This window comes from Paenibacillus prosopidis (genome assembly GCF_003337375.1).
In the GTDB taxonomy this organism is placed as follows: domain Bacteria; phylum Bacillota; class Bacilli; order Paenibacillales; family Paenibacillaceae; genus Pristimantibacillus; species Pristimantibacillus prosopidis.
Genome location: NZ_QPJD01000014.1, coordinates 43,125 through 69,044, shown reverse-complemented (window position 1 = coordinate 69,044; position 25,920 = coordinate 43,125). Strand labels below are relative to the sequence as shown.

Genomic DNA, 25,920 nt, shown 5'->3' with positions numbered 1-25,920 from the left:
TCATTGATCCTCAACCTTTCCATGCGCAGTCATTTCCCGTTTACCAAAACGGATGATAAGCCGGTCCTCCGCATACCTCGCGCCTACGACTTGGCGGCCCATCAACGGTCTTGGTAAAATGACCTTGCGTTTGTAGGCGCCAGCATCTACCGTCAATTCGTCGCCTGTCTGCGTTAAATCTAAATCAGCCTTGTCGACAAAGGGAATCATAAGCTCCAACAGCATTTCTCCGTCCTCCTCCCGGATCGTCTCCGTTATGCCACGGTAAAACATTGCAGAAGGGGCCTGATCTCCATAAACGATATCCGCTAATTCTTCAAGAATGGGGAGTCCGATAACTTCCTTTTTCATCATAGGCGCTTTCAGAATCGGAAGCGGCCGGAAGTTCAATACGATTTCTTCCTCGTATTTCTTTTGAATATCCCGCCAATGCGCGAAAAATCCATCTCCTGCCTCATCCGGCAGCACCCGGTTAACGATTACCGCATCCGTATTGAACCCGAACAAATTCAAATACGTGAACGAGCGCTTCGCTTCTGCAAGCACCATCTTTTCGGGATTCAATACAATCCTGACCGACGTAATCTCCGGATCCAGAACGATCCTATGCATTTCCTCCAAGGCGCGTGCAAAACGCTCTATACTGTCCAGCACGTTATCCGAAGGAAGCTCTATATCGCTCACGAGCTTGGCGACCGGTCGAACGAGCTTGATCAGTTTGCGTTCGTGCGGGAATATTTTCTCCAACCACCAATTCAATACGTTCGGGTAGCTGAGCAGCCTAAGAGTCTCTCCGGTCGGTGCGCAATCCACCACCAATACGTCATATAGTCCGCTTTGAGCGTGTTCCTTAATTTGCAGTAAACTGAAGAGCTCCTCCATGCCTGGGAACACGAGCATTTCTTCCGTAGTGATATCTTTAAGCTGCGCTTTGTCGAGTAATTTCGTCAGCCAGCCCTGGACGTTTCCCCAATTGCGCTCCGTCTCGCGGATGGCGTTCACCTCCTGCCCCCATAAGTTTTCGCTTATCCAGACCGGATCTGGACCGATCGGTACCGCCAGCGAATCCCCAAGACTATGTGCCGCATCAGTGCTGAGAATAAGGGTTCGTTTGCCTTGTTTCGCCAATTTCACTGCCGTCGCCGCCGCTATGCTCGTCTTTCCCACGCCGCCTTTGCCCGTGTAGATGATGATCCTCATATCCACCGCTCCTTTTAGTACGATTTCGTAGTAAATATTCAAAAAAATCCGGTTTGAACCGGTTATTCCTCGATCTTAATCTTTATTGGATGATTCTTTATCTCTTGATGCTTTACAGGCCCCCCATCCTGGAGGACTCTAGCTGCCTTGAACAGGAGTGTCGTGAATTGCTCCATTTCCTCCGGCGTAAAGGCCGCCTCCAACCTGCCTAGCATCGCCATCATGATCTGCTTCCATTCTTTCGCTAGCTGCAGACCTTCCTGTGTCAGCGTGACGAGCTTAACGCGTTGGTCTTGCGCAGATGTAGCCCGGGCGATAAAGCCCTTACGTTCAAGCCGCTTAGCAATGCTTGTCATAGAACTCAGAGGTGCCCCCATCTCGGCCGCCAACTCCGACATCGTCAAATCTCCACGGAATTGCAGAATAAGCAGCGTTGACAGATCTGAACGGGTCACATTTTGTTCTAGTTGCTGTGTATCAGTCATGAAAGCAAAGGGACGCAGACCGGTCTTGAGGAAGAGGTCGTATAGGTGCTGAATACCGGTCACTCCTTTTAGTACGATTTCGCAATAATAGGTCTGCGTTTATTTTAATACGATTTCGTAATAAAATCAATAACGAATCGTGTTCTTTCTTGAACTCTATTGTGTCCCATGAAAAGTGACACCGCACGTGATGGGGCATTTAGGCTAGCGGGTAAAATTCATTATTGACAGCATTTCATACTCAATGTTAAATTGATCTCCAGTCATTACTACGAAATCGTATTAATAATCACTGGAGGTGTATGGAAATGGACTGGAATAGTATTGCCTTAACGATGGCCGGAGTGATCGGCAGCGGCACAGCAGTAGTTCACGGCCTTCTGATGCAACGGCTGATAATCAAGCCGATAGAGGCGGTTTTTGACCACCCTATCATCTACATGCCGCTACACCATTATAATTGATAAACCCCTTGTTCTATTCGCTGGATACAAGATTCGGCAAACTTGTAGTAATCAAAGTCATGGTGACTTTCCTCCTTCGTAAGTCCGCTGTAAAACATTCCCCATGCAACCTCTCGAACCATCGAAACGAATTTCATGTCCTGAAAAATGTGGAATGTTTCCTCCTCGAAATATCCGAAGTATAATTTCAACCATTCACGCTCATCGTTTTCACTGAACTGGTTTGTAAACGGAATGAGCGTCAATTCGAAAAACACATCTCCGACTCCAGACAACTCCCAATCAATAAATTGCAACTCTTGCCCTGTGTAAATCATATTGCATAAAAAGGAATCATTGTGACAGAACTTGTTGTTATATTCTTTGTCACTACTGCGCTTATGCGCGATTTTCTCTACTCGATGCAAAATTTGGTTTAATCCATCAGGATGCTTAACTTGAAACTGATCTGCGCCTTTCAAATATCCATGAATCAAATCGTAAGGAGCACATGTTCTGCTTTGACCTTCCATACGATGTATTCGTTTGAGGCGATCCATAATCATTCCTTTGATACTATCGTCTTTCAGATCATCTTTCTCAAGCATTCGACCTTCAATAAATTCCGTGACTATAAATTGTTCCGGATAATTACTGGAAATCACTCTAGGAGCAAATCCCTCGCGGTTTGCCTTCTTCATCACTTCTACTTCAGAGCGGCGTGTCAGGTTCAAATACTCATTTTGCCTGCTATTGATGCGAAGAACGTATGTACTCTGTTTGGTTTGCACCTTATAGGTTTGGTTACACAGCCCTCCACTAAGGTTTTCAAAACTTAAGAATTCATGGTTTAGCTCTGGTACTTCGTGAATAATTTCTTCAACTTTCATGTTCAACAGGATCATCCCCACTTAGAATATTCAAAATAGAATCACTCGACAGACAGTGGAAACTTTTACGTAAACGTTTACCTTATAATATATCCTCCTTACATTAAAAGTCAAGGTAAGCCAAATCAAAAAAAATGGTTGGACCGGATGCAATATGCATTCGGCCCAACCATTTTCGCTTTTTGTTTATTACGCTTTATTAGAAGAACCAAACTCGCGCATTTTACCTTGAACCGTTTGTTTAATTGCTTCACGGCCAGGAGCCAAAAATTTACGTGGATCGTATACTTCGGAATCCGAAGTCAAGATTTCACGGGCAACTTTTGTAAAAGCGATTTGGTTTTCTGTGTTTACGTTGATTTTTGCAGTTCCCAGCGAGATTGATTTCTTAATATCAGCAGTTGGGATACCTGTACCGCCATGCAATACCAGTGGAAGCTTGATTGTTTGGCAAATTTCTTCCATCTCTTTGAAGCCTAGGTTTGGTTCGCCTTTGTAAGGACCGTGTACGGAGCCAAGAGCAGGAGCAAGGCAGTCGATTCCTGTACGCTCAACCAGCTCTTTGCATTCTTGAGGATCTGCATAGATAACGCCGTCAGCGACTACATCGTCCTCTTGTCCGCCAACTGTACCAAGCTCAGCTTCAACGGAAACGCCGCGCTCATGCGCGTATGCAACAACCTGTTGTGTTGTTTTCACGTTTTCTTCGAATGGTGAGTGGGAAGCATCTATCATAACGGAAGTAAAGCCTGCATCGATAGCCGCTTTACATTTTTCAAAGCTTGAACCATGGTCCAAATGAATAGCAACCGGAACCGTGATTTTCATTTCTTCAATAAGAGATTTTACGATCGAAGTTACAACTGTAAAGCCTCCCATGTAACGAGCAGCACCTTCAGAAACGCCAAGAATGACAGGTGATTGTTCTTCTTGAGCAGCGCCGAGGATTGCTTGTGTCCACTCCAGGTTATTGATGTTGAATTGACCAACTGCGTAACCTTCTTTTAAACCTTTGTTCAACATTTCTTTCATTGAAACTAATGCCATGTTAAATCCTCCTTCAAAATAATTGCAATTTAATGACTCGACCTTTCAATCATACCCAATTAACCTGCAGTTTAAAATTGCGATCATAAGCTGCAGTTATACTGGCACGAACGGAATGGGCTTATCCACGTTCACGTATTACTCATCGGTCTACATATTATCACAAATTTCAGTATAAGACTACCTGTTTTCGCAGCTAGGACGATGAATGTAAGGTCGAATGTGAAAGAAAAATCCGTGCTGGGAGAACAATCGCTGATTTTCGTCATAATCCCAGTATCAAGAAATCCAATAAATGGCTTATTTATGATATACCCGCTTGTGTTTCAGCCTTTTCATACGAAGCTTGCTTCACATGCATTCGAAACATTGGAATAGTTATTAATGCACTGATCAAGAACAGTACACCTGCTATTTCGTACATCACAAGCACAGACAAAGCATCCTTCAACCATCCTGCGAAGCTCATGGTCAAGACCATAGCCCCCATGAAGAGTGGGGTAAGTATGCCATTAACACGTCCAATAAAAGATTCTTCCGTATTTTTTAAAATTAAGGTTTGAATAGCTACTTGAAAAGCCGGAGTAACAAAGCCAATAAAAAACTCAGCAGAGAATGTTAACCAAAAATAGGTAGACATCCCTGCTGCCATTAAGCATAGGGCATTAACTGCAAACCCTGTGGTCAACAAATAAAGAGGGGAAACACGCTTGCTTAATCCCAGTGATACAGCACCTCCAAGTATCATACCAATTCCTTTTGAGGCGGCAATCCATTGGTAATATTCTTCTGATAGATGCAGACGATCAGTAATAACGAATATCCCTAGCGGTACCACTAGTCCAACTGCTAAACCTGCAATTAAAAAGGAAATTCCAAGATAAGTTAACAGTCTATTTGAAAACAAATAAGTAAGGCCCGCTTTCATTTCTTTCAGCAAATTCGATCCCCTGACTTCCTCAATCTTATGCCCTGAAGGAATAAAGATTAACACGAAAGCCGAAAGCAAAAACGATAATCCCATAAGCCCGATACAGACCTGAATTCCAAACTGCTGATAAACAAAAGTCCCTAATATAGGTCCCAGTAACATAAAAATAGCTAATACGGTTTGAAACATAGACATGCCCGCTTGAATATTATCTGCACTAACATGAAGCTTAAATAACTTCATCCCCGATGGTTGAGAAAACTGTGACAGAATCGAAGATACCAGCGTTGCGAAGAATATCGCTTTCCATGTTCCGAACATAAATGCAAGCAGCACGAACAAGATCGAAATGGAACTTAATAGATCACACCATATCATGGTCTTTTTCGGGTTCCATCGATCTGCGAAAGCTCCTCCAATAAAAGAAAACACGAAGATCGGCAAGAATTCTGCAACAGAAATCATAGAAACCGCAAACCCGTCCCCATTCGTTTGTTCCACCACATATAGTAATATAGCAATATTTCGCACCCATATCCCAAGCTGCAGGAAAAAGGTTGATACTAAAATAATCCCTAGGTAGCGATTAACTAGCATACCTTACACTCCCTTTGATTTAAACGTTTACGCAAACGTTTTCGTATTTGGAGTAATTATATGTATAACTACCATTTACAGTCAAGATAAACCTTAAAAAGCAGTTTCCCTGCATTCATGTTGATACAAGCTACTCATCAAGAATGCAGGACCAAGCCTTTCTTAATAAGATGATGCCGGTTTCCATCTCGGCTTCACTAACTCCGCCAAAACCCAAATAGATTTGGGGATACCCGGATTGACTTCGATTTAACCACATACTGTTAAGATCATATACCCGAACGCCCTCATTCGCAGCCAATGTTACTAATTCTTCTGCAGTTCGGTCCGTTTTTACGCTCATTTGAATGTGGAGCCCTGCACTATGCCCTTTAATATCAACACTTTTCGCAAAATAGGTATGTATCAATTCTATCAATCGGCGATGTTTCTCCCGATATTTTTTGCGCATTTTGCGAATGTGACGGTACCAATGCCCTTGTTCGATAAATGATTGCATGGCCCATTGTTCTATACGCGAGGGACCGGATAGCAGATGCTGTATGCTCTTCATCTTAATTAACAATTCCATGGGTAAAACCATATAATTCATGCGCATTGCAGGTGTAAATGCCTTCGAGAATGTACCAATATAGATGACCCTACCCTGACGGTCAAGACTTTGCAAAGAGGGGATCGGTTTGCCGAAATAACGAAATTCTCCGTCATAGTCATCTTCTATGATGTAAGCATTTCTTAAATTCGCCCAGCTAAGCAAATACTCTCGCTCGGCATAGGGTAGAATGCTGCCGGTAGGAAATTGATGAGAGGCGGTGACATAGACGATTTGAGCTTTACTGTTCTCCAATTCTTCCAGTGAAATCCCTTTATCATGAACGGAAACCGGAATCAATTGATAGCCGTGCTCTATGAACAGTTCCCGTACCGGTGCAAAACCCGGCTCCTCAAATGCAACATGTTGAATGCCTTTCAGGAGTTTTGTAAGAATGCCAATGCTGTATAGAATGCCAGAACCCATCACGATTTGTTCGGGTGAACAGACAACGCCTCTTGCATTTCTTAAGTAATCGGTCAAAACACTCCGTAAACCATATTCCCCCTGTGGGTCTCCACGCTGACCAATGCTTTCTGAATTATTTTCAAGGACAGTATGAAGTATTTTTCTCCAGGTCCGAACAGGAAACATATCTTTGTCTACATTAGTGGTATGGAAATCAATGAGATAGTTCTGAGGTACGTCAGTCCGGACGGATTGCTGCAGGTCTGCTGGAGGATGATCGGAAACATCGTTTTTCCGTAAAGAGGATCTTATCTCATGCGGATTTATCGCGAAAATCCCGGAACGCGGTTTACTGACCACATACCCCTCAGCCGACAACATCTGGTATGCCGTCTCAATGGGCGTTTTGCTTATGTTCAAATGCTGTTGTAACGATCTGACGGAAGGCAGACGCATACCGTCCGAAATGACTCCGCTTCGAATATGATTGCGAATTTGCATATATAGCTGCATGTACAGCGGTCGATCTGTTTGTTCTGTAATTAGGATATCGAACATAAAAACACCTCGCGCCATTGCCTTTTTAAAAACCAAAAAACTGACCATTTATTAAGGGTCAGTTCTGTTTTAAAGTTTATTATAGCTTCCATCAAAATACAATTGTCGAATAGAAAAACGAATCGAGTAGGAGTGATAACGAGTATATGATAACGAAAGAACAAGTTAAAGCATATTTAAACCGAATAGGCATTACGGATATTGAGGCTCCTACAAAATCATATTTGTTTGAACTGCATAAAGCTCACGTAAAAAGCATTCCCTGGGAAACGGTTGACATATTTGCTGGAAAACCCGCCTCTATCGATTTTAGTGAATCCGTTAAACTGATTTTAAACGATAGAAGCGGTTATTGTTTTCATTTGAATGGAGCATTTAGCGTGCTTCTCCGCTCATTAGGTTACAAGGTTTCTTTGCATCGTGCTGGAGTTCAACCGCCTGGAGCCGAGCCAAGAGTTAATTCTTTTCACCTTGGACTCACTGTCCATTTAGTAAATCAACAACTAGAGGAAGAAAAATGGATTATTGATGTTGGACTAGGCGATATGCCGTATGAGCCGCTTCCCCTTCAATACGGTATTTATAATCAGGGTCCTTTTATTTATAAAGTTACAGAGTCTTCTGTAGTTAGGAATGGTTGGCGCTTAGAGCATGATCCTCTGGGATCATTTACTGGAGTGGATTTTGACCCTGCTGTTGTAGATGATCTTGAAGAGTTTAAACCGAAGCATGACCACTACAGCCGATCTGCAGATTCACCTTGGATAAACATGTTTCTGGTCAGGCAAAGGCATGCTGCCGGAAGCAATGAACTCAAAGGTTGTATATGGAGCAAACGAGAGAATAGCGGCGTTGAGAGGACAGAGCTTACCACAAAATCACGATGGCTCGAAGTCCTAGGAGATGTATTTGGCGAGCGCCTGGTTAACTATAGCAGCCATGAACGGGACGAATTATGGAAAAAAGCACGATTCATTCATGAAGAATGGAAAATATCTCTTAGACTTTCCAAAGGCTCTTAGCGGTCGAGTGTCTTGAAATATCGATATATTTTATTTAATTTTTCTTCTTGCCTTCCCTTTGGACTTTCCATATTCCCAAATTCAAAAAACTTCACTTTTTTAATACCGACATAATTAAACAAGGCTCTCTTCATTAATACTTTGTGCGCATTATTCAACCATAATAAAGGATAATGCGCCGGTCCCTTCATCGTTGAAACACAAACAACCGACTTCCCTTTCAATAGTCCTTCTGGCAGAAGTCCGCCCTTATCCTTGTAGGCAAAACCTGAAGCAAACATTTGGTCTATATACCCCATGAGCATAGCGGGAGGCCGCCCCCACCAGATCGGATATACGAAAACGATTTTATCGGCCCATATCATTTGCTCCCGATACTTTGCCAGCCCGGGATCGGCGTGCATATCCCTTCTGCGTTTGTTCTCATTGAAAATCAGGACCGGATTAAACCCCTCCTCATATAAATCCAGCACCTTTATCTCCGTTATATTGGGGTTCTCGCCGCTTCCTTGGATGACCTTTTGCAAAAATGCATAACTTAGACTCTGATGATTAGGATGTGTATAAATAACAAGCGTTTTCACCTTGCCACCTCTTTACTTATCATTTGATAAGCAAATCGTAACATATCTCATTTTTAGTTGTCAAATGATAATTGTTTTATGATAAATATTTTGTTATCGTGTCAATAAGAGGTGATCCCTGTGGACAATAAAGATTTTTTTCATAAATTTGTAGCCTTTTTAACAGCTGTACATCAAGTAACCCATGAAGTGACTAAGGATGTTAAGTCCGATGACCTAACCCCTGTGCAATACAGCATTCTTGAATATATAGCGGTTAGCCAGCCCGTTACCCTTAGCCAAATTAGCGATTGTCAGCATATGTCGATGCCGAATACAAGCCGTGAAATAAAGAAATTAAGCGAAAAAAATCTGTGCGAAAAATTTGCCGTTGCTGAAGATCGCCGCAAGCAATATGTCCGACTTTCCACGGAAGGGGAAGCCATGATGAACGACGCTTTTACCCGAATCGAAGCCCGTTTTATGCATCGGTTAAAAGATGCATCCCAAGAAGAACTGGAAGAAATCGAACGCGCCTTGGATGTGCTCCACACCAAATTGTTTTATTCAGGCAAATCATAACAAGCTCGATGAATCTCCCCCGCCCTTCATCTTGTCCTTGTACTCTGTAGGGCTGCAGCCTGTATATTCCTTGAATACTTTGGAGAAGTAGTGCTGATCACTGAACGATAACGCTTCCGACAGCTCCTTGATTTTCATATCGGGTTTGTCTTCCAAAAGCCTGCAAGCCTCTTTGATTTTCAGGTTCATATAGTAGTGCACAAAGGTATTTTGTGAATATCTTTTAATGATCCGGCTGATATAAGAAGGGCTCACATGAAACTTAAGCGCCAAATCGGTTATGGACACGTGCGAAAACATATTCATCTGTACGAATCCGTCGATTTGCTGGAACAATTCATACCCGCTCTTTCTATTTTGCGCTTGCAGCATTTCGTAGCATTTTTCAGTCCAGATAAGCAGTTCATCGCAGAATTCGGCGTAACTATCCTTCATAAACAGTTGCTTTGATTTCTCTTCCAGCTCCAGCCTGCTCCAAGGATTTCGCTCCGACAATAAGGTGCCGAAAGTATCGGTCATCACCGATATGAACCTTTCCAGCTCGGATATTCGGACATTCTCGCTTTGCCATTTCTTCAACTGCTCTGAAAGCTTCAACGTGAACCGCTCCTTCTGACGCTGGCGGATCATCTCCGCGAAGGATTCCGCATGCTTCTCTACATCACCATTTCCAGCCGTTCCTTGAGAAGCCTGATAGCTGGCATCCAAAAGCAGGGGGGGTACAATGGATAGCTGCCTATTTAATAACCGGGACATCATCTGGTAGGACTCTGATAGCTGGTCATGCGCTACCGTCTGAAATTGGCCGCCAATTGATGCATGAACGCCGTGAGCAAGCAGATGCCGACGGATTGAATCCATACATTCAATGACCGAAGGATAATTTTTCATAATTGAGGCATTGATCAGAACAAAAAACTGCTGATGCATTTTCTACGGTAACACCCAACAGTCATACGGAGCGAAAGCTTCGCTTAAGCGTGCTTGCAAGAACTCCCGCTCCCACTTGACCAATCCTGGAGTAAACGGCTGCTTGCAGAGTATGAACGGAATCTTAGCCAGATTGTGAAAATCCGGCCCTAACTTCAGCTCCAGCCGGAAATGAGGATCAAGAATTTCCTTGAATATTTCAGTGTCGCTAACCTGCCCCTCGTTTAATTGGACAATAATTCGTTCCATTACCTCCAGAAGCTGATGACGCTCGACAGGCTTGAGCAAGTAATCGAAAACCTGTAAATTCAGTGCTTTGCGTGTATACTCGAAATCGTTATATCCGCTGATAAGTACAACTTTCAATTGAGGATAGATGTGCTTAGCCTGTTCGATAAGAGCAAGACCGTCCATCTTCGGCATTCGAATGTCGGTCAATAATATATCCACAGGATGCTGCCTCATATATTCGAGAGCTTCTTCACCGTTGGAGGCGGTTGCTGCGATAGAGATCGGCAAATCCGTTGATTGAAGAAGCGCTTTAATGTTGCGCAGGATCGGCTTGCTGTCCTCAGTGATCAATGCGGTATACATGGTTCTTCCTCCCAATCAGTAGAAATCCTTCGTCAGCGATGCGATAATCTGAATAGTGGCGCCTCCACCTGCACCCGAATTGTTGTATAGATTGAAAAACAATCGGTTTTTGTACATCAGCTTAAGCCGGTTTACCGTGTTGATGATACCCATGTTTCCAATTCCTGAGGTGTACGTATGAAATTCTTGTACTCCTGAATCGGATTCTTGAATATTGGCCAATATCTCCTTGATTTTATCCGCTTCAAACCCGTCTCCATTATCGCTGATTTCGATAACCCATACCCCGTTATATAACTTAACCCTAATCAAAATATGCCAAGGCGTGTCCGTGTTTTTGAAAGCATGTTCGATGCAGTTTTCCACAAACGGCTGAATGACCAGCCGGGGCAGCTGAATAAACGCCGCCGTTTCATCCGCAATGATCTCCCACTGCAAATCATCCTCATAGTTTTGTTGAACCAAAGACAAATAATGTCTCGTATGCTCTAATTCATCGGCCATTGTGACGTGATGGTAAGGAGACGACACAATATAGCGCAGACTGTCCGACAAGTGCTTACACATGTCCGACACCACATTGTTCTTGCCCTCCTGTGCGGCGATACTGATCAGATAAAGCACATTGTGAATAAAATGGGGAGCAATTTGCGCCTGCAGCGCTGAGTTTCTGGCCATTACTTCTTCATGCAAAGCCAGCTTTTCTCTCTCAATGGACTGCTGCAGCCGTTCGAGAAGCTCCTGGAAAGCTACGTTAAGCAATAAAAGTTCATTATTATGAGAACGGCTGTCTACCTTTACATTCATATTGCTGTAATTGATGCGCAGAATCTGACTGCGAAGCTTACGAATCGGCAGGAGCAGATTTCTGGTGAAAAAATAAATGTAAACGGAAGAGAACAGCATTAATGATGTAATAAGCAATATGGAGAGGTATTTGACCGAATTAACGGGTCCAAGTACGGACTGCTTCGGCGTCACAACATAGGTTGTCCATCCCGTGACTGGTGACTTGTAATAGGTGATATAGTTTTGGAGGCTGTCCATATACATCCCGCTGGTCACGGTTGGCTTTAAGAGGCCGGGCACCATTTTATCCGCTTCCGCATTACGCGAGCTCGAGATTTTCTGGCCTTCTTGATCGAGTATGATAACGTCTCCGACCGCAACACCGTCCGCGGACATCTGCAAAAAAGCCTGATCCAGCTGAATCAATAAATAGCCAAAGACCTCCCCATTCTGGTTCATAATCGCGCGGATAAACGACACGAGACCTGATTGCTGGCGGGATAAGATATAACTATTTTCGCTCCACTTTCCTATAGCCGAACCATCCTCCAGGAAAGATTTGAGGGAATGAGGATTGTCATTGTAACCGATAAAAGCTGCGATTTCCGTACCCTGAATATCGTAAATGATCATATCCCGAATGTTCATGCTCGGGCCAAGAGCCTGAAACATAATGTCCTTGAGCTTTCGGTTTCGGGCCAACCCCTCTAAGGGTTGAGAGGTTTGGATTCCACCCGATAAGGAAGTGAAAATCTCCTTGTTGGATAAAATACGTTGTGAAAGCTGATTCTGACTGTTGATATAAATGTCTAACTGGTCGCTTACTTTCGCGGCCATCATTAATTTTTCATTCTCGGTCTTCTCTTTAAGAGGCTTGATAACCTGCCAGTTTACATAAACCAAAAAACAGGCGAGCACAATCAAAAGCAGGAAAATAAACGTCAATATGAACTTCGTTTGAAGGCTGGCTTGATACCTGCCATTCCCGAGTCTCTTTTTCAAAATAGCCAACGTTCTCCTCCTTGCGCACTTAGATTCTAATCCGGTTCAGAATATTACACAACAATGGTAAATGTCAAACATGTACCCCGAGGGGAAGAGCGTCTATAATCGAACCTGTAACCACTTAAGAATAATTCGTTCACATTTCAACACAGGGGGAATTAGCTTTGAACTACAAAATGAAGAGAATGGCAATCACTATGATTGCCGGGTTGATATCGGTTTCACTGTCCGCTTGCGGCTCGGGTAACTCTAAGTCCGAAGATTCTTCAAGCAATGATAATGGTGGCAAAGTAACAATTGAATTGGCTATTTCCAAAAGCTCGCAGGATTCCGCTTTCGTCGCCCAGGATCTGCTTGATGAATTTGAAGCAAAAACGAATATCCATGTTAATCTTCAACTACTTCCCGCCGAACAAACGGCTACCGTGCTTCAGACGAAGCTGGCGGTGAACGAGACGCCTGATATTATCCAGTACAATCTAGCCAGCGCTACAACCGACCTGAATCTCGAGCGGAACTTTGAAATTCTCGACAACGAGCCATGGGTAAGCCGGCTGCTGAACAAAGATGTACTTTCTGCCAGCGGGCATGTTTACAGCTTCCATGTAAGCCAGGATACAGGGATGCAAGGCGTTGTCTACAACAAGGATATGTTCAAGGAGCTGGGCCTGTCGATCCCGCAAAATTTTGAAGAATTTCTAGCGGTATGCGAGAAGATCAAAGCAAGCGGAATCACGCCAGTCTTTATGCCCTTCAAGGATAACTGGGCTGCAAACATTTGGCCGGCGGCAGCATTCGCTGATTATGCAGCAAAAAACGATCCTACATTGTTTGATGACCTGAACGCGAATCGTAAGAAGTGGACCGACATTCCGGAATTCGCAACATTTCTCCAGCAACAATACGATGTGTATGCGAAGGGTTACACAAATACAGATATTCTAAGCGACAGCTACGATATGGCCGTAGGCAAATTCCTGAACAAAGAAGTAGCTATGATGTTCATGGGCGATTGGCTCATCGAGAATGTTGCCGAGAAAGATCCAAGCATTCACCTGGGACTATTTGCAATTCCTTCTTCAGAAGGAGCCAGCCTTGGCGCGAGCCCTCTCGGCGGTCAGTTGTTCATTCCGAAGAAAGCCAAGCACATGACCGAAGCAAAGCAGTTCCTGGATTTTGTAGCCTCGAAGGAAGTGGCTCAGAAGATCGTTGACCAGCAAGGCTATGTATCCAACTTCAATGATGTTACGACACCTAAGCTGCCGGATTATAAGCAGGAGATCGTTGACCAGTACATTACTCCACAAAAAACAGTACTGACAACGGATGCTTACATGTTAGTTGACCGAAGTGAGCTGTACAGAAGCTTGCAGGATCAGTTTGCAGGAGGCAAAACGCCTGAGGAAGTGTTGGCAGATTGGAACGACAAGTTCAACCAGCTGATGAAGGATAAAGGCATTGCCGGTTTCTAATGAACGGAACACCAGGCAGAATAGAGCCCCCGGGCTTTATTCTGCCCCAAGCTGTTATGGAGCGTGAAAAAATGAAGATCTCAAAAAGCCTGTACTCTTACTATTTAATCCTCCCTGCGTTATTCATTTATTCTTTGTTTTTTGTTCTTCCGGCTATCGTGGGCTTATTTTATTCTTTTACAGATTGGCGGCTCGACCGGGAAGCCATTCACTTTATTGGTTGGGACAACTTTAATCGAATCTTTACAGATAAAACGCTCGTTTTGGCGATCAAGAACACGTTTATATTCGCGATTGTCACGGTTATTGGCAAGAATGTATTGGGCATAGCATTGGCCATCGGGTTAAATATGCGGCTGAAGTCCAAAAACTTACTCCGGGCTATTTTCTACTCCCCCTCCATATTAAGCGTCTTGGTCATAAGCATTGTATTTACGCCGCTGCTGCGTTCGGAAGGTACAATCAATAGTTTATTCGAGGCAGTGGGACTGCACTCGTTCAGTCAGGCATGGCTGACCAATCCCTCGATTGTCATCTGGACCATAGCCGCCGTCTCCATCTGGCAGCATACCGGGTTTCAAATGGCCATTTATTTGGCCGGACTTCAGTCCATCTCCAAGGAATATTACGAAGCGGCGACCATCGATGGGGCTGGAGCCTGGATGAGCTTCTCTAAGATTACTCTGCCACTCCTGCTGCCTGCCATTAACATTAATCTGATGCTGACGCTCATAGGCGGACTAAAAGTGTTTTCGGAGGTGTTCGTTCTAACAGGCGGCGGGCCGGGTAACGCTTCCCAGGTCGTGGGAACCATCATTCTTCGGGCATTCGGGGAAGGAAGCTGGGGACTAGGGACAGCCGTCAACACACTTCTTTTTGTGATTGTTACCATCATTTCAATTCCACTGCTTATTTTCATGCGGCGCAAGGAGGTTACAGAATAATGGGCTTCTCACGCAAACTGGCGTTTCGCAACTACCTGGTCGAGGGCTTGCTGATCCTTGCCTCGCTTACGATTATTCTACCTTTATTAATGATGATCTTCGGTTCCTTCATGACAAGTTCCGAGGTGCTTCGTTTCACTCTAAAGCTTCCTGAGAAATGGATGTTCTCGAACTACACGCAGGTGTTCAAGGAGGGTGGTCTTGGCAGAGCATTTCTGAACGGCCTATTAATCACTGGCGTGTCTTCAATCGTCAATATTATTACCTCTTCCGCAGCTTCCTTCATACTTGTGCGAAGAGAGACAAAATGGTCGAGCATGCTGTATCTGTACTTCTTTATGGGGCTTATCGCTCCCATGTCTATGATTACGACGATTCGGGTCCTGCAATGGATGGGCATCTACGGCAGCATTACAAGCGTCATACTCATTTATTCGGCATTAAATACTGCGTTCAGCGTGTTTTTATATAGCGGTTTTATTAAATCGATTCCGAAAGCTCTGGATGAGGTGGCCTTCCTGGAAGGGGCCAATATGTTCGACGTGTTTTTCCGTATTGTTACTCCACTGATCGTTCCCGTTAACGCCACGGTAGCCATCATGGTTTTCATGTCTGTCTGGAACGATATTACAATTCCGCTTTACTTTCTGACCGACAGCTCAAACTGGACAATGCCGCTTTCGGTTTACAATTTCTACGGAAAATACAGTCGAGACTGGAATTTAATCTTCGCCGATCTTGTCCTCACCTCTCTGCCTGTACTTATTCTATATTTATTTGCCCAGAAATATATTGTCAGCGGTCTTACCGCTGGTGCCGTAAAAGGCTGACCTCTTACCCCCTATTCGTGGATTATTCGGGATAGGGGGTTAACTTAATTCGCAGCATGATTTTTCAAATACAAGTTCAACTCCGTATTACCTATTTGTGATAATCACTGACTGTAACGGTTAGTTTTTTGTATTGCTGCACCTGATCGAGACGAATGATAGGAGATATATGTATTATGCGTACTATTGTAATAACGGGAGGAACCGATGGGATTGGAAGACAATTAGCTTTACATTATTTACGTAATGGAGAACGTGTCTTTGTGATCGGGCGCAGTTCCGAAAAGGGTAAGGGTTTACAGAAAGAGGCCGTAAAACTGGTATCCGAAGAAAGATTCATCTTTCTACAAGCTGATTTAAGCATGATCTCTGAAAATATTCGGGTTGTAGAAGAAGTGAGCAAAAGAGTAAAGCACATCGATCTTATCATTTTCTGCGCCCAATCTCAAAAGTTCAGCAAAATATTTCGTGAGACGGAAGACGGAATCGAATTCCACTTTGCACTCTACTATTTGAGCCGGTTTATTTTGAGTTATCAATTCCGGAATTTACTAATAGCCAGTACAGCCCCCCTCATTGTTAACGTCTGCGCTCCAGGTGTAAAGGGGGAAATCAAATGGAATGATTTGCAGTTACAAACGCAGAGGCCTTTTAATAGCATAAAAGCAATTATGCATGGAAGCAGGCTCAATGATATGCTCGGAGCGGCATTTGCTCAATCCAATGGGTATACGAATATCAAATATGTATTGTACAATCCCGGAGCTGTGCAAACAAAAGGCGCTATGGAAGCATTCGATCAAAAGATGATGAAAATATTGGTCAAGTTCATCTATAGAATAATCGGACAACCCGTTGAGAAAGCGGTAGAACCCATTATTAATATCATAGACTTCCCGGCTGAAACTTCTCTTACTGCTTACAAACTATACAAAAAATTGGATATTCCCCAATCTATCGTAAACAATAATCAATCAGAAAAACTGCTTCACATCACATTAGATCTCATCGAGCAAAAACACGGGAAACTCAACTTAAACTAAGAAAGTTCATACCTCAGAACTTGCCGTTACTTGTGGTACGGTTCACCGCGCTATTATAACGAAAAGTTTTAAGGCCATCCATTGCCGGATGGCCTTTTCTTTGAAAGGTTAAAAAACCGCTTTAGAATCCTTTCGTTCTATAATCCCAATTCAGATCAACATAAGTTTTACACGGCATCTTCCGTTACATTGCCTGACTTAGAAGGTTTGTTGCTGGGTGCAAACCACCCAAGAAGGGCTATCGCTACCAATACAACATAGAAGACGGAAGTCCAACCCGTACTGTGGGGAAAATGATGATCCAATACCCCAATATCCTCATGGGCAAGTGTAATGACGGCAAGCTTTACCCCAACCCAGGCAACGATTGCGTAAGCCGTTGTCTCAAGCGCCGGGCGTTGGCCAAGCAGCTTCACAAACCAGGTAGCTGCATATTTGATTAAGACTAAGCCGGCGATTCCGCCAAGCACCACTACAATAAATTGTCCACCGTCCATACCGCCGAAACCTCCAAGCGGCGAGTCTGGTAGTCCAAGCGCAATCGCTACCGCAGCTAGAATGGAATCAATCGCAAATGCGAGGTCTGCCAGCGCAATTTTTCCAACAGTAGGCCAAAAGCCTTTCCCTGCGGCTTCTTGCTTCAAGTCTTTGTGAATATTCTCATTCTTCTTACCGAAACGCGCTTGGATAATGTGCTTTAACCCTAGGTATAGAAGATAGGCTGCACCAATAGCCTGCACCTGCCATACATTCGCGATAAAGGATATCCCAAAGAGGGCAGCAAAACGAAAGACAAAGGCCATAATGATTCCATAGTTGATCGCTCGTTTCTTCTGTTCGTCCGGTAAATGCTTCGCTATGACTGCCAACACGAGCGCATTGTCAGCCGACAGCAATCCTTCCAAACCGATAAGAATGAGTAAAGCCCACGCGTACTCTAACCAAAATGACTCCAACTTGAATTTCTCCCTTCTATAACCATAGTAAGTATAGGCAGCCAACAAAGTCATATGTAGATAATGTTCACTTGCCCGACAATAGGTATACGTAAAAAGTTGTCGATGGAATTCAATTTTTTTCGTATGCCTTCAAGCTGAACCGACAAAAACTTGCCGCTACTTATGGTACAGCAGCAATGAGTAGCTGAAGACCGTAATATCTACAGCCCAGAATTTTGCCATATGGATCCTTTCGTTGAGTAGAACTTATTCCATAGTACTTTCTAAATGTTATATCATCTAAATTATTTAGCAATTCGCCTTCCAATGTTGGTTTGCCCACATCTCCAACCTCTGAAGAGTGCAGCAAGGCATGTTGAGAAAGAAATAATTGAACCGCTCGAGAATGTTCATCGGGTTTTAATAATATTTCTGTTAACAACTTATGTTTCTCATTCCAAGCCTTTCGTTGTTCAAAATCCAATGAAATCAACCAACTTTACTTATATGATAAGTAGTCATTCAACTTGGTTGTTCAGTTCCTTCTAAAATTAACCGTCATTTTTGGTAGGGTTCACCGCACTATCTGAAACGAAAAATTTTCAAACAAAAATGACTCCCACTTAGGAAGTCATTATAGTAGATGGGATTCGTCACCCCATTTAGTTGGACTCTCTCCACCTCTCCTTAAGAGCTATTAGATCATGTACGAAAAACTTCATTAAATTCGGACGTCTTCTTACTGCTAGCGGGTGATAGGTAAACCCAATGGGAATCCCCTGATACTCATGCCATCTCCCTCTTAATTCCTTTACACTGACATTCTCGTTCCGAGGGAATAAAGCTCCCGCCACGACATTCCCGAATCCCAACAATACAAGCGGCTTCTTTTCTTGTAATTGTATCTGTAAATTCGGAGAACACGCTTCTCTGGCCTCCGGCTTATTATAGGACCGGATCGGTCTACATTTGAGCAAATAAGTAACATAAACCGAGTCTGTATCTAATCCAGCTTCCCTCATGCCGCATTGAAGCGTTTCGCGAGTACCGCACAGAAACGAATTTCCTTGTCGATCCTCCCGTGCTCCCGGATTATCCAAAATCATCAGGATAGGAGCTTCAGGGTTTCCTTCACCCCAGATAACTCGATCCCTCTGGTTTGATAGTTCACAACGTTCACAATGCTGCACACCCAGTGGGGCTGCTTCTTCGGGTAAGATCACAAAAGGGTCAACAATACTCTTTGTCATCTTAGGCTCCTCCCAATTGCAAGTAATGTACCCATTATGCCCGTCCATAACCCATACTATAAGAAAAACCTGAGGCTACAGCTCAGGTACTTTGAAAAGGTTCTGTCGAATCTGCCAATTCCTTGGAGAGGAATAGTAAATTGCTCCAAGATGCTCAACAACGAATCAACCGTTTTCTCCCCAAAGACGGAAGCCGTTCTTGTAGTTCTGAAACGTCCGCGGCATATAAGATACACGGTAATCCTTTCATATTAAGAACCTCCGCCTTGCGTTCTGCGAACTTCGAATAAAGCCTGTTCGTGTACAAATTGCTCTTCAAAGCCTTGAGTCTCATCTCCCGAATACCGCTTTCCTGAAGGAATTGTGCAATGATGGCGAACCCCTGGATAAAAGCCATCGATTTCCTGTAATTTGGCATCATCATGGTAAACAATACAAAAGCAACCGTCGGATCCTTATATTGCTCATCCGGATCGCCGAATGTATAGCCGACTAGTCCGACAGGCACTCCCGGCGCCTTTTCCGCCATATAAACTTTGCCCTTCTCAAATGCAAGGCTCATTGCATGCTTAATAATTTCCTCATCAACGGCATTCTCGCCGAAATCCTCTTTCAGTTCTATGAACAATCGAACACATTCATCAAAATGTTCCTTGTATCGACACTCCCGCAAAAACAAAGGCTCCCTCTCCTCTTCGATCCTAAACTTCGCCCTATTTGTGATACGGTTCACCGCGCTATCTGTAACGGCAAGTTTTAGAGCTACCTTTGCAGGATGGCTCTTTCTTGGGTTATCCCACGTGTTTCTTCTTTCATTAACAAATCATACTTTATCAACATAAATAAATATGTTTCCATAGTATTTCATGAATCTTTTATACTCGGAATTTCCTTTCAAAACGATGATGGTCGGATAAGCATTTACTTTGCATTGTCTCAATGATGCCAACAACTCCTGCTGAACGGTGCAATAAAACTTTCCTTCGTCATATTGAATAAGAAGCGGTGGGGGAGTAGATACATCTTCATCACTTTCGCCTGAAAGGTTCTCCCCGGTATCGTATCCTTCGCGCTGAATGAGACGCAATGGAAACTTAACGACTCCGAAATAGAGAGGATCTCCCTTCATGAGATCATCTACAATGGGAGCAGCTTTCCGGGTAAACAGCAAATAGCATTGAATCCATTCTTCGATCAACCCGGCATTCGCATATTTCACAGCCGATTCTACGGACGGAGAATACGTTAACATTTTATCATTTTTCTTCGAGTAGATGATTTTCTTAATGGAATCCAAGGATAAGAAGTATTTGTCCGCAAGTTCCGAAACCGTGAGCCCATGGGCGTACTTATTGCGAATCATTCGATTGCGCCTTCGCAATTGTTCCCGGTAGCCGGACGTTTCGCCCCAAGCCCTTTTTTCCTCCCCTGAAGGAATATAAAGAAGTTTTCCTGCCGCGTATTTCTGGATTTCTTTCAATAATTCCTCGGGGATTATATCGCTGGCATTTTCATATTTCATCCCATCACCATCTATAAGGCGTAAATTCGATCTTTCAGTTCGCTTATGGATTTCATGATCGACGTGCAGGACTCCGTGTCATCAATCGATGCATGCCACCGCAAGACATCGATCCCTTTATAATAAGCCATACATAAGAATCTCTCTTGAAAATCCGGTATGATGATGTCTCTTTTCTTGCAATAATCGAACAACAATTCCGGGATGTGCAAGTACGGCTTATTCAGGTCCATAATTGCAAAATCAAGAAGGAAATCGCAGATGCCGGATCTGCTCCAGTCAGGAAACCCTACCGTCGTCTTCCCGTCCGTGATCATATTTTCGAAAAACGTATTGTTGTAAACCAGATAGCGTTGTCCTTCACAATAAGGAATTCTGTCCTTCATTTCCTTCAAGTACTTCTCGAAGAATTCTCGCTCGAGAACCGTTGTCTCGAACATTTCCCTCCAATTATACCAGTACCCCTCTTTATCTTCTGCGAATGTATCGATCAAAAATTCCCCGCAAGTCCCATATTCCGTTTTACAATCCTCATTAAACTGTCCATAGCCCTCTACTCCCGTTATATCGGAAGAATGAATGTCAAGGATCCTGTCAAAAAACAATTCGTGACAATCAGAAAACTTTTCGGGGTTTAATTGATCGGCAACAAAACCATTCGGCGTCATATTTACCTTTTCGGAAAGCATTGATCTAATGACATTGTCCTTACCCATCTTTTTATCTCCTTTTCCATTCTCAAACTAAGATTCATCAGGTGCGCATCTGATATAGGGTAAGGATATCACTGGATTTGTGTGGAATATAGGCAATGAATAGCTTTAACTAACTTTACACAGTCCCTAAAAAAAGTTCCCGTTACTTGTGGTATGGTTCCCCCCGGTTTATCTTCACAGCCCGATAAACCTGCTCCACCAGCACCAGCCGCATCAGCTGGTGCGGCAAGGTCATGCGCCCAAAGCTCAGCTTCTGCTGGGCGCGCTTCAAAACAGCGGGAGCCAGACCCGTGCTCCCGCCAATAACAAAAGCCACGTGGCTCCGCCCATACGTGGCTAATTTATCGAGCTGGTCCGCGAGATCCTCGCTTGACCAGAGCTCGCCTTCCAGCGCGAGCGCGACAACGTGCGCATCCGGCTTCAGCTGCGCCAGAAGCCTCTCGCCCTCTCGCTCACGCACAATCGCTTCCTCCGCCGGACTCATCGTCTCCGGTGCTTTCTCATCGGGCACTTCCGTGAGCGTAAGCTTCACGTAAGGCCCTAACCGCTTGGCATACTCCGCTATGCCCATAACCAAATACTTTTCCTTCAGCTTCCCTACGGCAGCTATCTGTATATGCATGTGCTGCACTTCCCTCTATAATCTCGGATATTCATATGCACGCGCTCTACATCCCTCTATAATCTCAGCTTTTCAAGCTACACCACCAAAAACGCAGCAGCCTCATCGCACAAATCGCACTTGCGCGGCGGATCCCAATCCGCAAATTGCGTCTCCTTCAAATCCACCACATCCGGCGCATCCTCATACTCGTCCACAAATCGATCCAATGCTCGCTCAATATGCTCTTTACACACACAATACATTGTCTACACGCTTCCTATCCCTAGTTGATTATCGTACAACCTGTCTATACACAGCATATCAGAAAACGCCGCCTCATGTGAAGAACGCAATACTGCTGATTGCTCCTGAGCTAAAGGGATAGTGGACCAAAGGAACAAAATACCCTAGAATGCTCCTTTTTCCAAAAAAAAGCTCCCTGCCCCATACCGCTTCACTGACCGACCGACTTCATCCCACAAAAAAACACCGCAGCACACAAACGGTTTCCCATTCGCACACTGCGGCGCTATCGACGAAACAAGCTATTCCTCGTTCTCCTTCTCGCCAAGCTTGAACTTCGTTACCTTCATTTCCCCATCGCGGTAAAAGGTAACCTCAATCTCGTCACCGATCTTCTTCTTGCCGTACAAATATTTGCGCAGCTCCATCGTGCTGCCAATAATTTGACGATCCAGCTTGACGATGACATCGTTGAAAGCAAGACCTGCATCCATAGCAGGACCAACAGCCTCAAGCACAATTACGCCATCATACACTTCATCCGGCAGATTAAGCTCGGCAGCCCCATCCTCCACAGCATCGGTATCATCCTTCGAAGCGTTACCGTCCGCGTCTGCACCCTTTTCATCCGGAGCGGCGCCTTCAGGCTGCGCGTCTTCCATGCCCTGCTGCTCCCAGTACTGCTCCAAGTCCATCGTATATACGCCAAGATAGGGACGAGAAACGTATCCGAGCTTGATCAAGCTTTCCACGATCGGCATCGCATTGTTAATCGGAATCGCGAAGCCGATGCCTTCTACACCCAAATCCGCTATTTTCATACTGTTAATGCCGATCACGCGGCCGTTCAAATCAATCAGAGGTCCGCCGCTGTTTCCTTGGTTAATCGAGGCATCGATCTGAATGACCTCCTGCTCCCAGTCATACACGCCGTCCTGATTCAGTGAAACCGGCACAATTTGCCGCGTCTTGCTAATGATACCCGAGGACACCGACTCGCCAAGACCAAGCGGATTGCCGATTGCAATGACATATTCTGCTGCCCTCAAAGTCGAAGAATCTCCGATTTCCGCAACGACATCTATGCCCTTCGCATCAATCTCGAGCACCGCGAGGTCAGTGATTTGATCTTTACCAACGATACGGGCTTCCCGCTTCTCGCCATTCATCAGTACAGCCTTCACCGCTTGCGCGTTATCGATGACATGATAATTCGTCACAATAATGGCTTTTCCGTCTTTTTTGTCGATAATAACGCCTGAGCCGACACCCGCTTCCTGCAGTGCGCCTTCCCCTTCCGCATTATCCTCAGAAGCCCCGCCGCTACCTATTTCAAACGGAAACATCTGCTCATTAATGATGCTAACAACGGCAGGCCTAACTTTCGCCGATGCTTGAACCGGGCGCTCGAGCGGATCATCCGTCTGAATGACGCCTGATGCAGTCACTGCGCTTCCCACGCTGTTCGTGCTGTCCCCTCCGCCGAAAAACACGCCAAACAGCAAGGCTGCGGCAATTGCGCTAGTGAAGGAAGACACAAAGGCTATACGAACATTGGACCACTTGCGTCCTCCGCTTCTATATGGAAAAACAAAGTCCTCTCTCTTGCTCTCGCGAGCTGCACGCCTGGAAACTTTGGTCGAATAAAAATCATCGTCGAATAAGCTCATTACTATCTCTCCTCTCGATGCCCCGGACATCAAGACTATTTTTTCATTCTAGGAATGTTTTCGGAATAAATGACTAAAATAATAATAGATTCGGACGATGAAGAACATTTATTTTCAAAATATAAGAACTTATAAGTTTCACACTTATAAATAAGCTTATATTTCACCGCGAAACGTAAGCTGCGCCTCCAAAGGTCGGCGACAGCCGTTTACGCTTGAGCCTCGGTTTATCGTCCAGACGACAAAGGAGAGATGCTGTAATGAAAGCCAAAACGCCCGCCGCTTGGGAGCATGTGCAGCTCGCTGCAAAACTCGCAGATTTGAAGGATGACCACTACCGTACCGTTTTAACCCTGAGCGCAATGCTAGAGTTGTTCATAGACAAAGGGTTGATTACAAGGGAAGAACTGAGCGCCAAGGCCGATGCGCTGGATGCACAGCTGGAATCACTTATTTCCGCTTCACTTCATCCCATGGCGTAGGCTTGTCGTGGTACGTTGCCCGCAGCGGATGCTCTTCTTTCTTATAAAATATTCCGTGATCTTCCAATATATTATTCACGGTCATCATGGCTATATCCATCATGTTATGATCAAGGCTCAAATGAGCCAAATAGACTCGTTTCGTTCGGTCCGTCATGAGCTCGAGCAGCGCTTCGCCCGCTGCCACGTTCGATAAATGACCAACATCGCTGAGTATGCGGCGCTTAGTATTCCACGGATATCTGCCCATGCGCAGCATTTCCGTATCGTGATTCGATTCCAGCACGAGCACATCCGAATCAATAATTTGACGTTTGACCTTCTCGCTGACATACCCGAGATCGGTCGCGAGACTCAGCTTCTCGCCTTGCTCTACAAAGCAGTAACCTACCGGCTCCGCCGCATCGTGGGAGATTGGATACGATTGTACGACCATCGACCCGAACGACACTTCTTCGCCTGTTTCAATATATACCCGTTTCTCCGGGGCAATTGTTCCTACATGCCTCTCCATTGCGCCCCATGTTGCCTCATTCGCATAAATCGGCAATTCATACTTGCGGGCGAAAGCACCCAAGCCTTTGATATGATCGGAATGCTCATGCGTGACGAACAGCGCGTCCAATTCATGGCCTGCTATGCCCCGTTCACGCATAAGCTCATCGAGCTTCTTCATGCTCATTCCCGCATCCACAAGCACTGTCTTCTCGTTTCCTTGCACGATAGTGGCATTGCCTGTCGACCCGCTTCCCAGTACCGTAAACCGCAGTCCCATATTGCTCTTTCCTGTCCCTTCTCCCGCTCCCGTTAACGTAAACCGTTCGCTGCCGCTTCCCCTTGCTCTTCGTCCGTTGCAACTTCCCCGCTAATCGCATGCACATAAAACGGACTTCCATTCTCTAATAATACACGCCATGACGGCGCCGAAACCTGCTTCTCCGAGTCAAAGATTTGACCGTGATAACCAAGCTGGATATCGGTAATGACAGCGCCGTCCGGCAGATATGTTTCAATTAAGCTGGCTACTACTTTCGCTGCCGGCAGCACCTGCCTGGCATCACCCGTTCCGAGCAGCTCGACCCGGTCCTGCTGAAACGCTGTTATTTTTTGACTGCTGTAATACAGCTCAAGCTTCACATCGAACATCGGAAGGCCATCGACCACACGATGCAGGACGAACACGCCATCTCTGCTATTTAGCGAATCAAATTGATATTGATCAAGCTCCGGTATAAAATTGCCGAGCGTCTTCACCAATTCCGATTTTGTGAAAATGATCGTACTATCGGCCGGTGTATTCAGTATAACAGGCTCCGCTTTCTTGCGGCTATCCGATTGAAGCAAATAAGTTAAATCCCCGAGCTTCGGCGTTTCCAGCGGCAGATTGGCCTCCAGCGAAATGCGCTTCTGCTGCATCAGCAGTACCGTGTCCTGCGGCAGCTCAGCCGTATTCACATTCACGTTTAGCTGCACCTTTATATCGAGCCATAGCTGATAGCCCAGCAAAATATTCAGGAGCAAAAACGATATAATAAGCACGTTCTTCGCTCGTCCCCAATCCAACGCCTTT

General features: G+C 44.8%; 29 protein-coding genes. 8 read left to right on the top strand and 21 right to left on the bottom strand.

Translation table 11 applies throughout. The features are described 5' to 3' along the window. Both DFP97_RS21120 and DFP97_RS21115 read right to left on the bottom strand, forming a co-directional pair. Positions 1–1,200 (bottom strand): ArsA family ATPase, encoded by a 1,200-nt coding sequence (locus DFP97_RS21120; protein ID WP_114382174.1) that lies wholly within the window; start codon positions 1,198–1,200, stop codon positions 1–3. A gap of 62 nt (positions 1,201–1,262) precedes the next feature. Next, positions 1,263–1,685, bottom strand: a complete 423-nt coding sequence (locus DFP97_RS21115; RefSeq protein WP_281270994.1) for a MarR family winged helix-turn-helix transcriptional regulator — start codon at positions 1,683–1,685, stop codon at positions 1,263–1,265. A 308-nt stretch (positions 1,686–1,993) separates the two neighbouring features. Here DFP97_RS21115 and DFP97_RS30875 point away from each other — a divergent pair, with 308 nt between their 5' ends. After that, on the top strand, positions 1,994–2,149 hold the full coding sequence (locus DFP97_RS30875) for a hypothetical protein (protein WP_181873619.1): 156 nt from the start codon (positions 1,994–1,996) through the stop codon (positions 2,147–2,149). Here the strand turns inward: DFP97_RS30875 and DFP97_RS21110 are convergent. The 4 genes from DFP97_RS21110 to pdxR all read right to left on the bottom strand — a co-directional run bounded on the left by DFP97_RS21110 (position 2,140) and on the right by pdxR (position 7,151). Beyond that, positions 2,140–3,018, bottom strand: coding sequence for a choline/ethanolamine kinase family protein (locus tag DFP97_RS21110; protein WP_245976494.1), 879 nt, complete (start codon positions 3,016–3,018; stop codon positions 2,140–2,142). The genes DFP97_RS30875 and DFP97_RS21110 overlap by 10 nt on opposite strands. A gap of 189 nt (positions 3,019–3,207) precedes the next feature. Then, entirely contained in the window at positions 3,208–4,065 is an 858-nt protein-coding gene (locus DFP97_RS21105) for a class II fructose-bisphosphate aldolase (protein WP_114382172.1), read from the bottom strand. Positions 4,066–4,369: 304 nt separating this feature from the next. Then, on the bottom strand, positions 4,370–5,593 hold the full coding sequence (locus DFP97_RS21100; protein ID WP_114382171.1) for an MFS transporter: 1,224 nt from the start codon (positions 5,591–5,593) through the stop codon (positions 4,370–4,372). Positions 5,594–5,723: 130 nt separating this feature from the next. Further along, positions 5,724–7,151, bottom strand: coding sequence for a MocR-like pyridoxine biosynthesis transcription factor PdxR (pdxR, locus tag DFP97_RS21095; RefSeq protein WP_114382170.1), 1,428 nt, complete (start codon positions 7,149–7,151; stop codon positions 5,724–5,726). Between the two features lie 146 nt (positions 7,152–7,297). On the opposite strand from pdxR, the gene DFP97_RS21090 reads away from it, so the two are divergent. Beyond that, entirely contained in the window at positions 7,298–8,173 is an 876-nt protein-coding gene (locus DFP97_RS21090; RefSeq protein WP_114382169.1) for an arylamine N-acetyltransferase family protein, read from the top strand. Here the strand turns inward: DFP97_RS21090 and DFP97_RS21085 are convergent. After that, complete coding sequence (locus DFP97_RS21085) at positions 8,170–8,757, bottom strand: NAD(P)H-dependent oxidoreductase (protein WP_114382168.1); 588 nt, start codon at positions 8,755–8,757, stop codon at positions 8,170–8,172. The genes DFP97_RS21090 and DFP97_RS21085 overlap by 4 nt on opposite strands. Positions 8,758–8,877: 120 nt before the next feature. Between DFP97_RS21085 and DFP97_RS21080 the strand changes: the two genes are divergently transcribed. After that, on the top strand, positions 8,878–9,318 hold the full coding sequence (locus DFP97_RS21080) for a MarR family winged helix-turn-helix transcriptional regulator (RefSeq protein WP_114382167.1): 441 nt from the start codon (positions 8,878–8,880) through the stop codon (positions 9,316–9,318). On the opposite strand, the gene DFP97_RS31665 is transcribed toward DFP97_RS21080, so the two are convergent. Genes DFP97_RS31665 through DFP97_RS21070 form a run of 3 tightly spaced genes read right to left on the bottom strand, consistent with a single transcriptional unit; the run spans position 9,313 to position 12,642 of the window. After that, a complete protein-coding gene (locus DFP97_RS31665; protein ID WP_245976492.1) occupies positions 9,313–10,248 on the bottom strand; it encodes a helix-turn-helix transcriptional regulator in 936 nt (311 codons plus the stop codon). The genes DFP97_RS21080 and DFP97_RS31665 overlap by 6 nt on opposite strands. Positions 10,249–10,251: 3 nt before the next feature. Then, the gene (locus tag DFP97_RS31660; RefSeq protein WP_245976491.1) at positions 10,252–10,842 is read right to left on the bottom strand and encodes a response regulator; all 591 of its coding nucleotides are present in this window, start codon (positions 10,840–10,842) and stop codon (positions 10,252–10,254) included. A 15-nt stretch (positions 10,843–10,857) separates the two neighbouring features. Continuing rightward, positions 10,858–12,642 (bottom strand): sensor histidine kinase, encoded by a 1,785-nt coding sequence (locus DFP97_RS21070; RefSeq protein ID WP_245976489.1) that lies wholly within the window; start codon positions 12,640–12,642, stop codon positions 10,858–10,860. Between the two features lie 170 nt (positions 12,643–12,812). On the opposite strand from DFP97_RS21070, the gene DFP97_RS21065 reads away from it, so the two are divergent. The 4 genes from DFP97_RS21065 to DFP97_RS21050 all read left to right on the top strand — a co-directional run bounded on the left by DFP97_RS21065 (position 12,813) and on the right by DFP97_RS21050 (position 16,925). Beyond that, on the top strand, positions 12,813–14,108 hold the full coding sequence (locus DFP97_RS21065) for an ABC transporter substrate-binding protein (RefSeq protein WP_114382265.1): 1,296 nt from the start codon (positions 12,813–12,815) through the stop codon (positions 14,106–14,108). A 71-nt stretch (positions 14,109–14,179) separates the two neighbouring features. Beyond that, positions 14,180–15,052, top strand: a complete 873-nt coding sequence (locus DFP97_RS21060; protein ID WP_114382264.1) for a carbohydrate ABC transporter permease — start codon at positions 14,180–14,182, stop codon at positions 15,050–15,052. Next, the gene (locus tag DFP97_RS21055) at positions 15,052–15,882 is read left to right on the top strand and encodes a carbohydrate ABC transporter permease (RefSeq protein WP_114382166.1); all 831 of its coding nucleotides are present in this window, start codon (positions 15,052–15,054) and stop codon (positions 15,880–15,882) included. Before DFP97_RS21060 ends, DFP97_RS21055 begins: the two co-directional genes overlap by 1 nt. Positions 15,883–16,058: 176 nt before the next feature. After that, complete coding sequence (locus DFP97_RS21050) at positions 16,059–16,925, top strand: SDR family NAD(P)-dependent oxidoreductase (RefSeq protein WP_181873614.1); 867 nt, start codon at positions 16,059–16,061, stop codon at positions 16,923–16,925. Positions 16,926–17,092: 167 nt separating this feature from the next. Here the strand turns inward: DFP97_RS21050 and DFP97_RS21045 are convergent, their stop codons facing one another. From DFP97_RS21045 to DFP97_RS21010, 9 genes are all read right to left on the bottom strand, one after another. Then, a complete protein-coding gene (locus DFP97_RS21045; protein WP_114382164.1) occupies positions 17,093–17,881 on the bottom strand; it encodes a TerC family protein in 789 nt (262 codons plus the stop codon). Between the two features lie 163 nt (positions 17,882–18,044). Further along, entirely contained in the window at positions 18,045–18,347 is a 303-nt protein-coding gene (locus DFP97_RS30440; RefSeq protein WP_147275078.1) for a hypothetical protein, read from the bottom strand. A 178-nt stretch (positions 18,348–18,525) separates the two neighbouring features. After that, positions 18,526–19,113 carry a uracil-DNA glycosylase gene (locus DFP97_RS21040; protein ID WP_114382163.1) on the bottom strand — a complete coding sequence of 196 codons (588 nt, stop codon included), beginning with the start codon at positions 19,111–19,113 and terminating at the stop codon, positions 18,526–18,528. 154 nt (positions 19,114–19,267) lie between these two features. Next, positions 19,268–19,786, bottom strand: coding sequence for a GNAT family N-acetyltransferase (locus DFP97_RS21035; protein ID WP_147275077.1), 519 nt, complete (start codon positions 19,784–19,786; stop codon positions 19,268–19,270). A 150-nt stretch (positions 19,787–19,936) separates the two neighbouring features. After that, positions 19,937–20,635, bottom strand: coding sequence for a CD3324 family protein (locus tag DFP97_RS32140; RefSeq protein ID WP_342773291.1), 699 nt, complete (start codon positions 20,633–20,635; stop codon positions 19,937–19,939). An 11-nt stretch (positions 20,636–20,646) separates the two neighbouring features. Continuing rightward, complete coding sequence (locus DFP97_RS21025; protein WP_114382161.1) at positions 20,647–21,351, bottom strand: hypothetical protein; 705 nt, start codon at positions 21,349–21,351, stop codon at positions 20,647–20,649. Positions 21,352–21,493: 142 nt separating this feature from the next. Then, positions 21,494–21,973: a 23S rRNA (pseudouridine(1915)-N(3))-methyltransferase RlmH gene (rlmH, locus tag DFP97_RS21020; RefSeq protein ID WP_114382160.1), complete on the bottom strand. Its 480-nt coding sequence runs from the start codon at positions 21,971–21,973 to the stop codon at positions 21,494–21,496. A gap of 77 nt (positions 21,974–22,050) precedes the next feature. Next, positions 22,051–22,218, bottom strand: a complete 168-nt coding sequence (locus DFP97_RS21015; RefSeq protein ID WP_114382159.1) for a CxxH/CxxC protein — start codon at positions 22,216–22,218, stop codon at positions 22,051–22,053. A 282-nt stretch (positions 22,219–22,500) separates the two neighbouring features. Beyond that, a complete protein-coding gene (locus DFP97_RS21010) occupies positions 22,501–23,868 on the bottom strand; it encodes a S1C family serine protease (RefSeq protein WP_114382158.1) in 1,368 nt (455 codons plus the stop codon). Between the two features lie 260 nt (positions 23,869–24,128). Here DFP97_RS21010 and DFP97_RS21005 point away from each other — a divergent pair, with 260 nt between their 5' ends. Further along, a complete protein-coding gene (locus DFP97_RS21005) occupies positions 24,129–24,350 on the top strand; it encodes a hypothetical protein (RefSeq protein WP_114382157.1) in 222 nt (73 codons plus the stop codon). Here the strand turns inward: DFP97_RS21005 and DFP97_RS21000 are convergent. After that, the gene (locus DFP97_RS21000) at positions 24,319–25,125 is read right to left on the bottom strand and encodes an MBL fold metallo-hydrolase (RefSeq protein WP_114382156.1); all 807 of its coding nucleotides are present in this window, start codon (positions 25,123–25,125) and stop codon (positions 24,319–24,321) included. The two genes, DFP97_RS21005 and DFP97_RS21000, sit on opposite strands and share 32 nt — an antisense overlap. A 32-nt stretch (positions 25,126–25,157) precedes the next feature. After that, positions 25,158–25,913: a two-component system regulatory protein YycI gene (gene yycI, locus DFP97_RS20995; protein ID WP_114382155.1), complete on the bottom strand. Its 756-nt coding sequence runs from the start codon at positions 25,911–25,913 to the stop codon at positions 25,158–25,160. Positions 25,914–25,920: the final 7 nt, after the last annotated feature.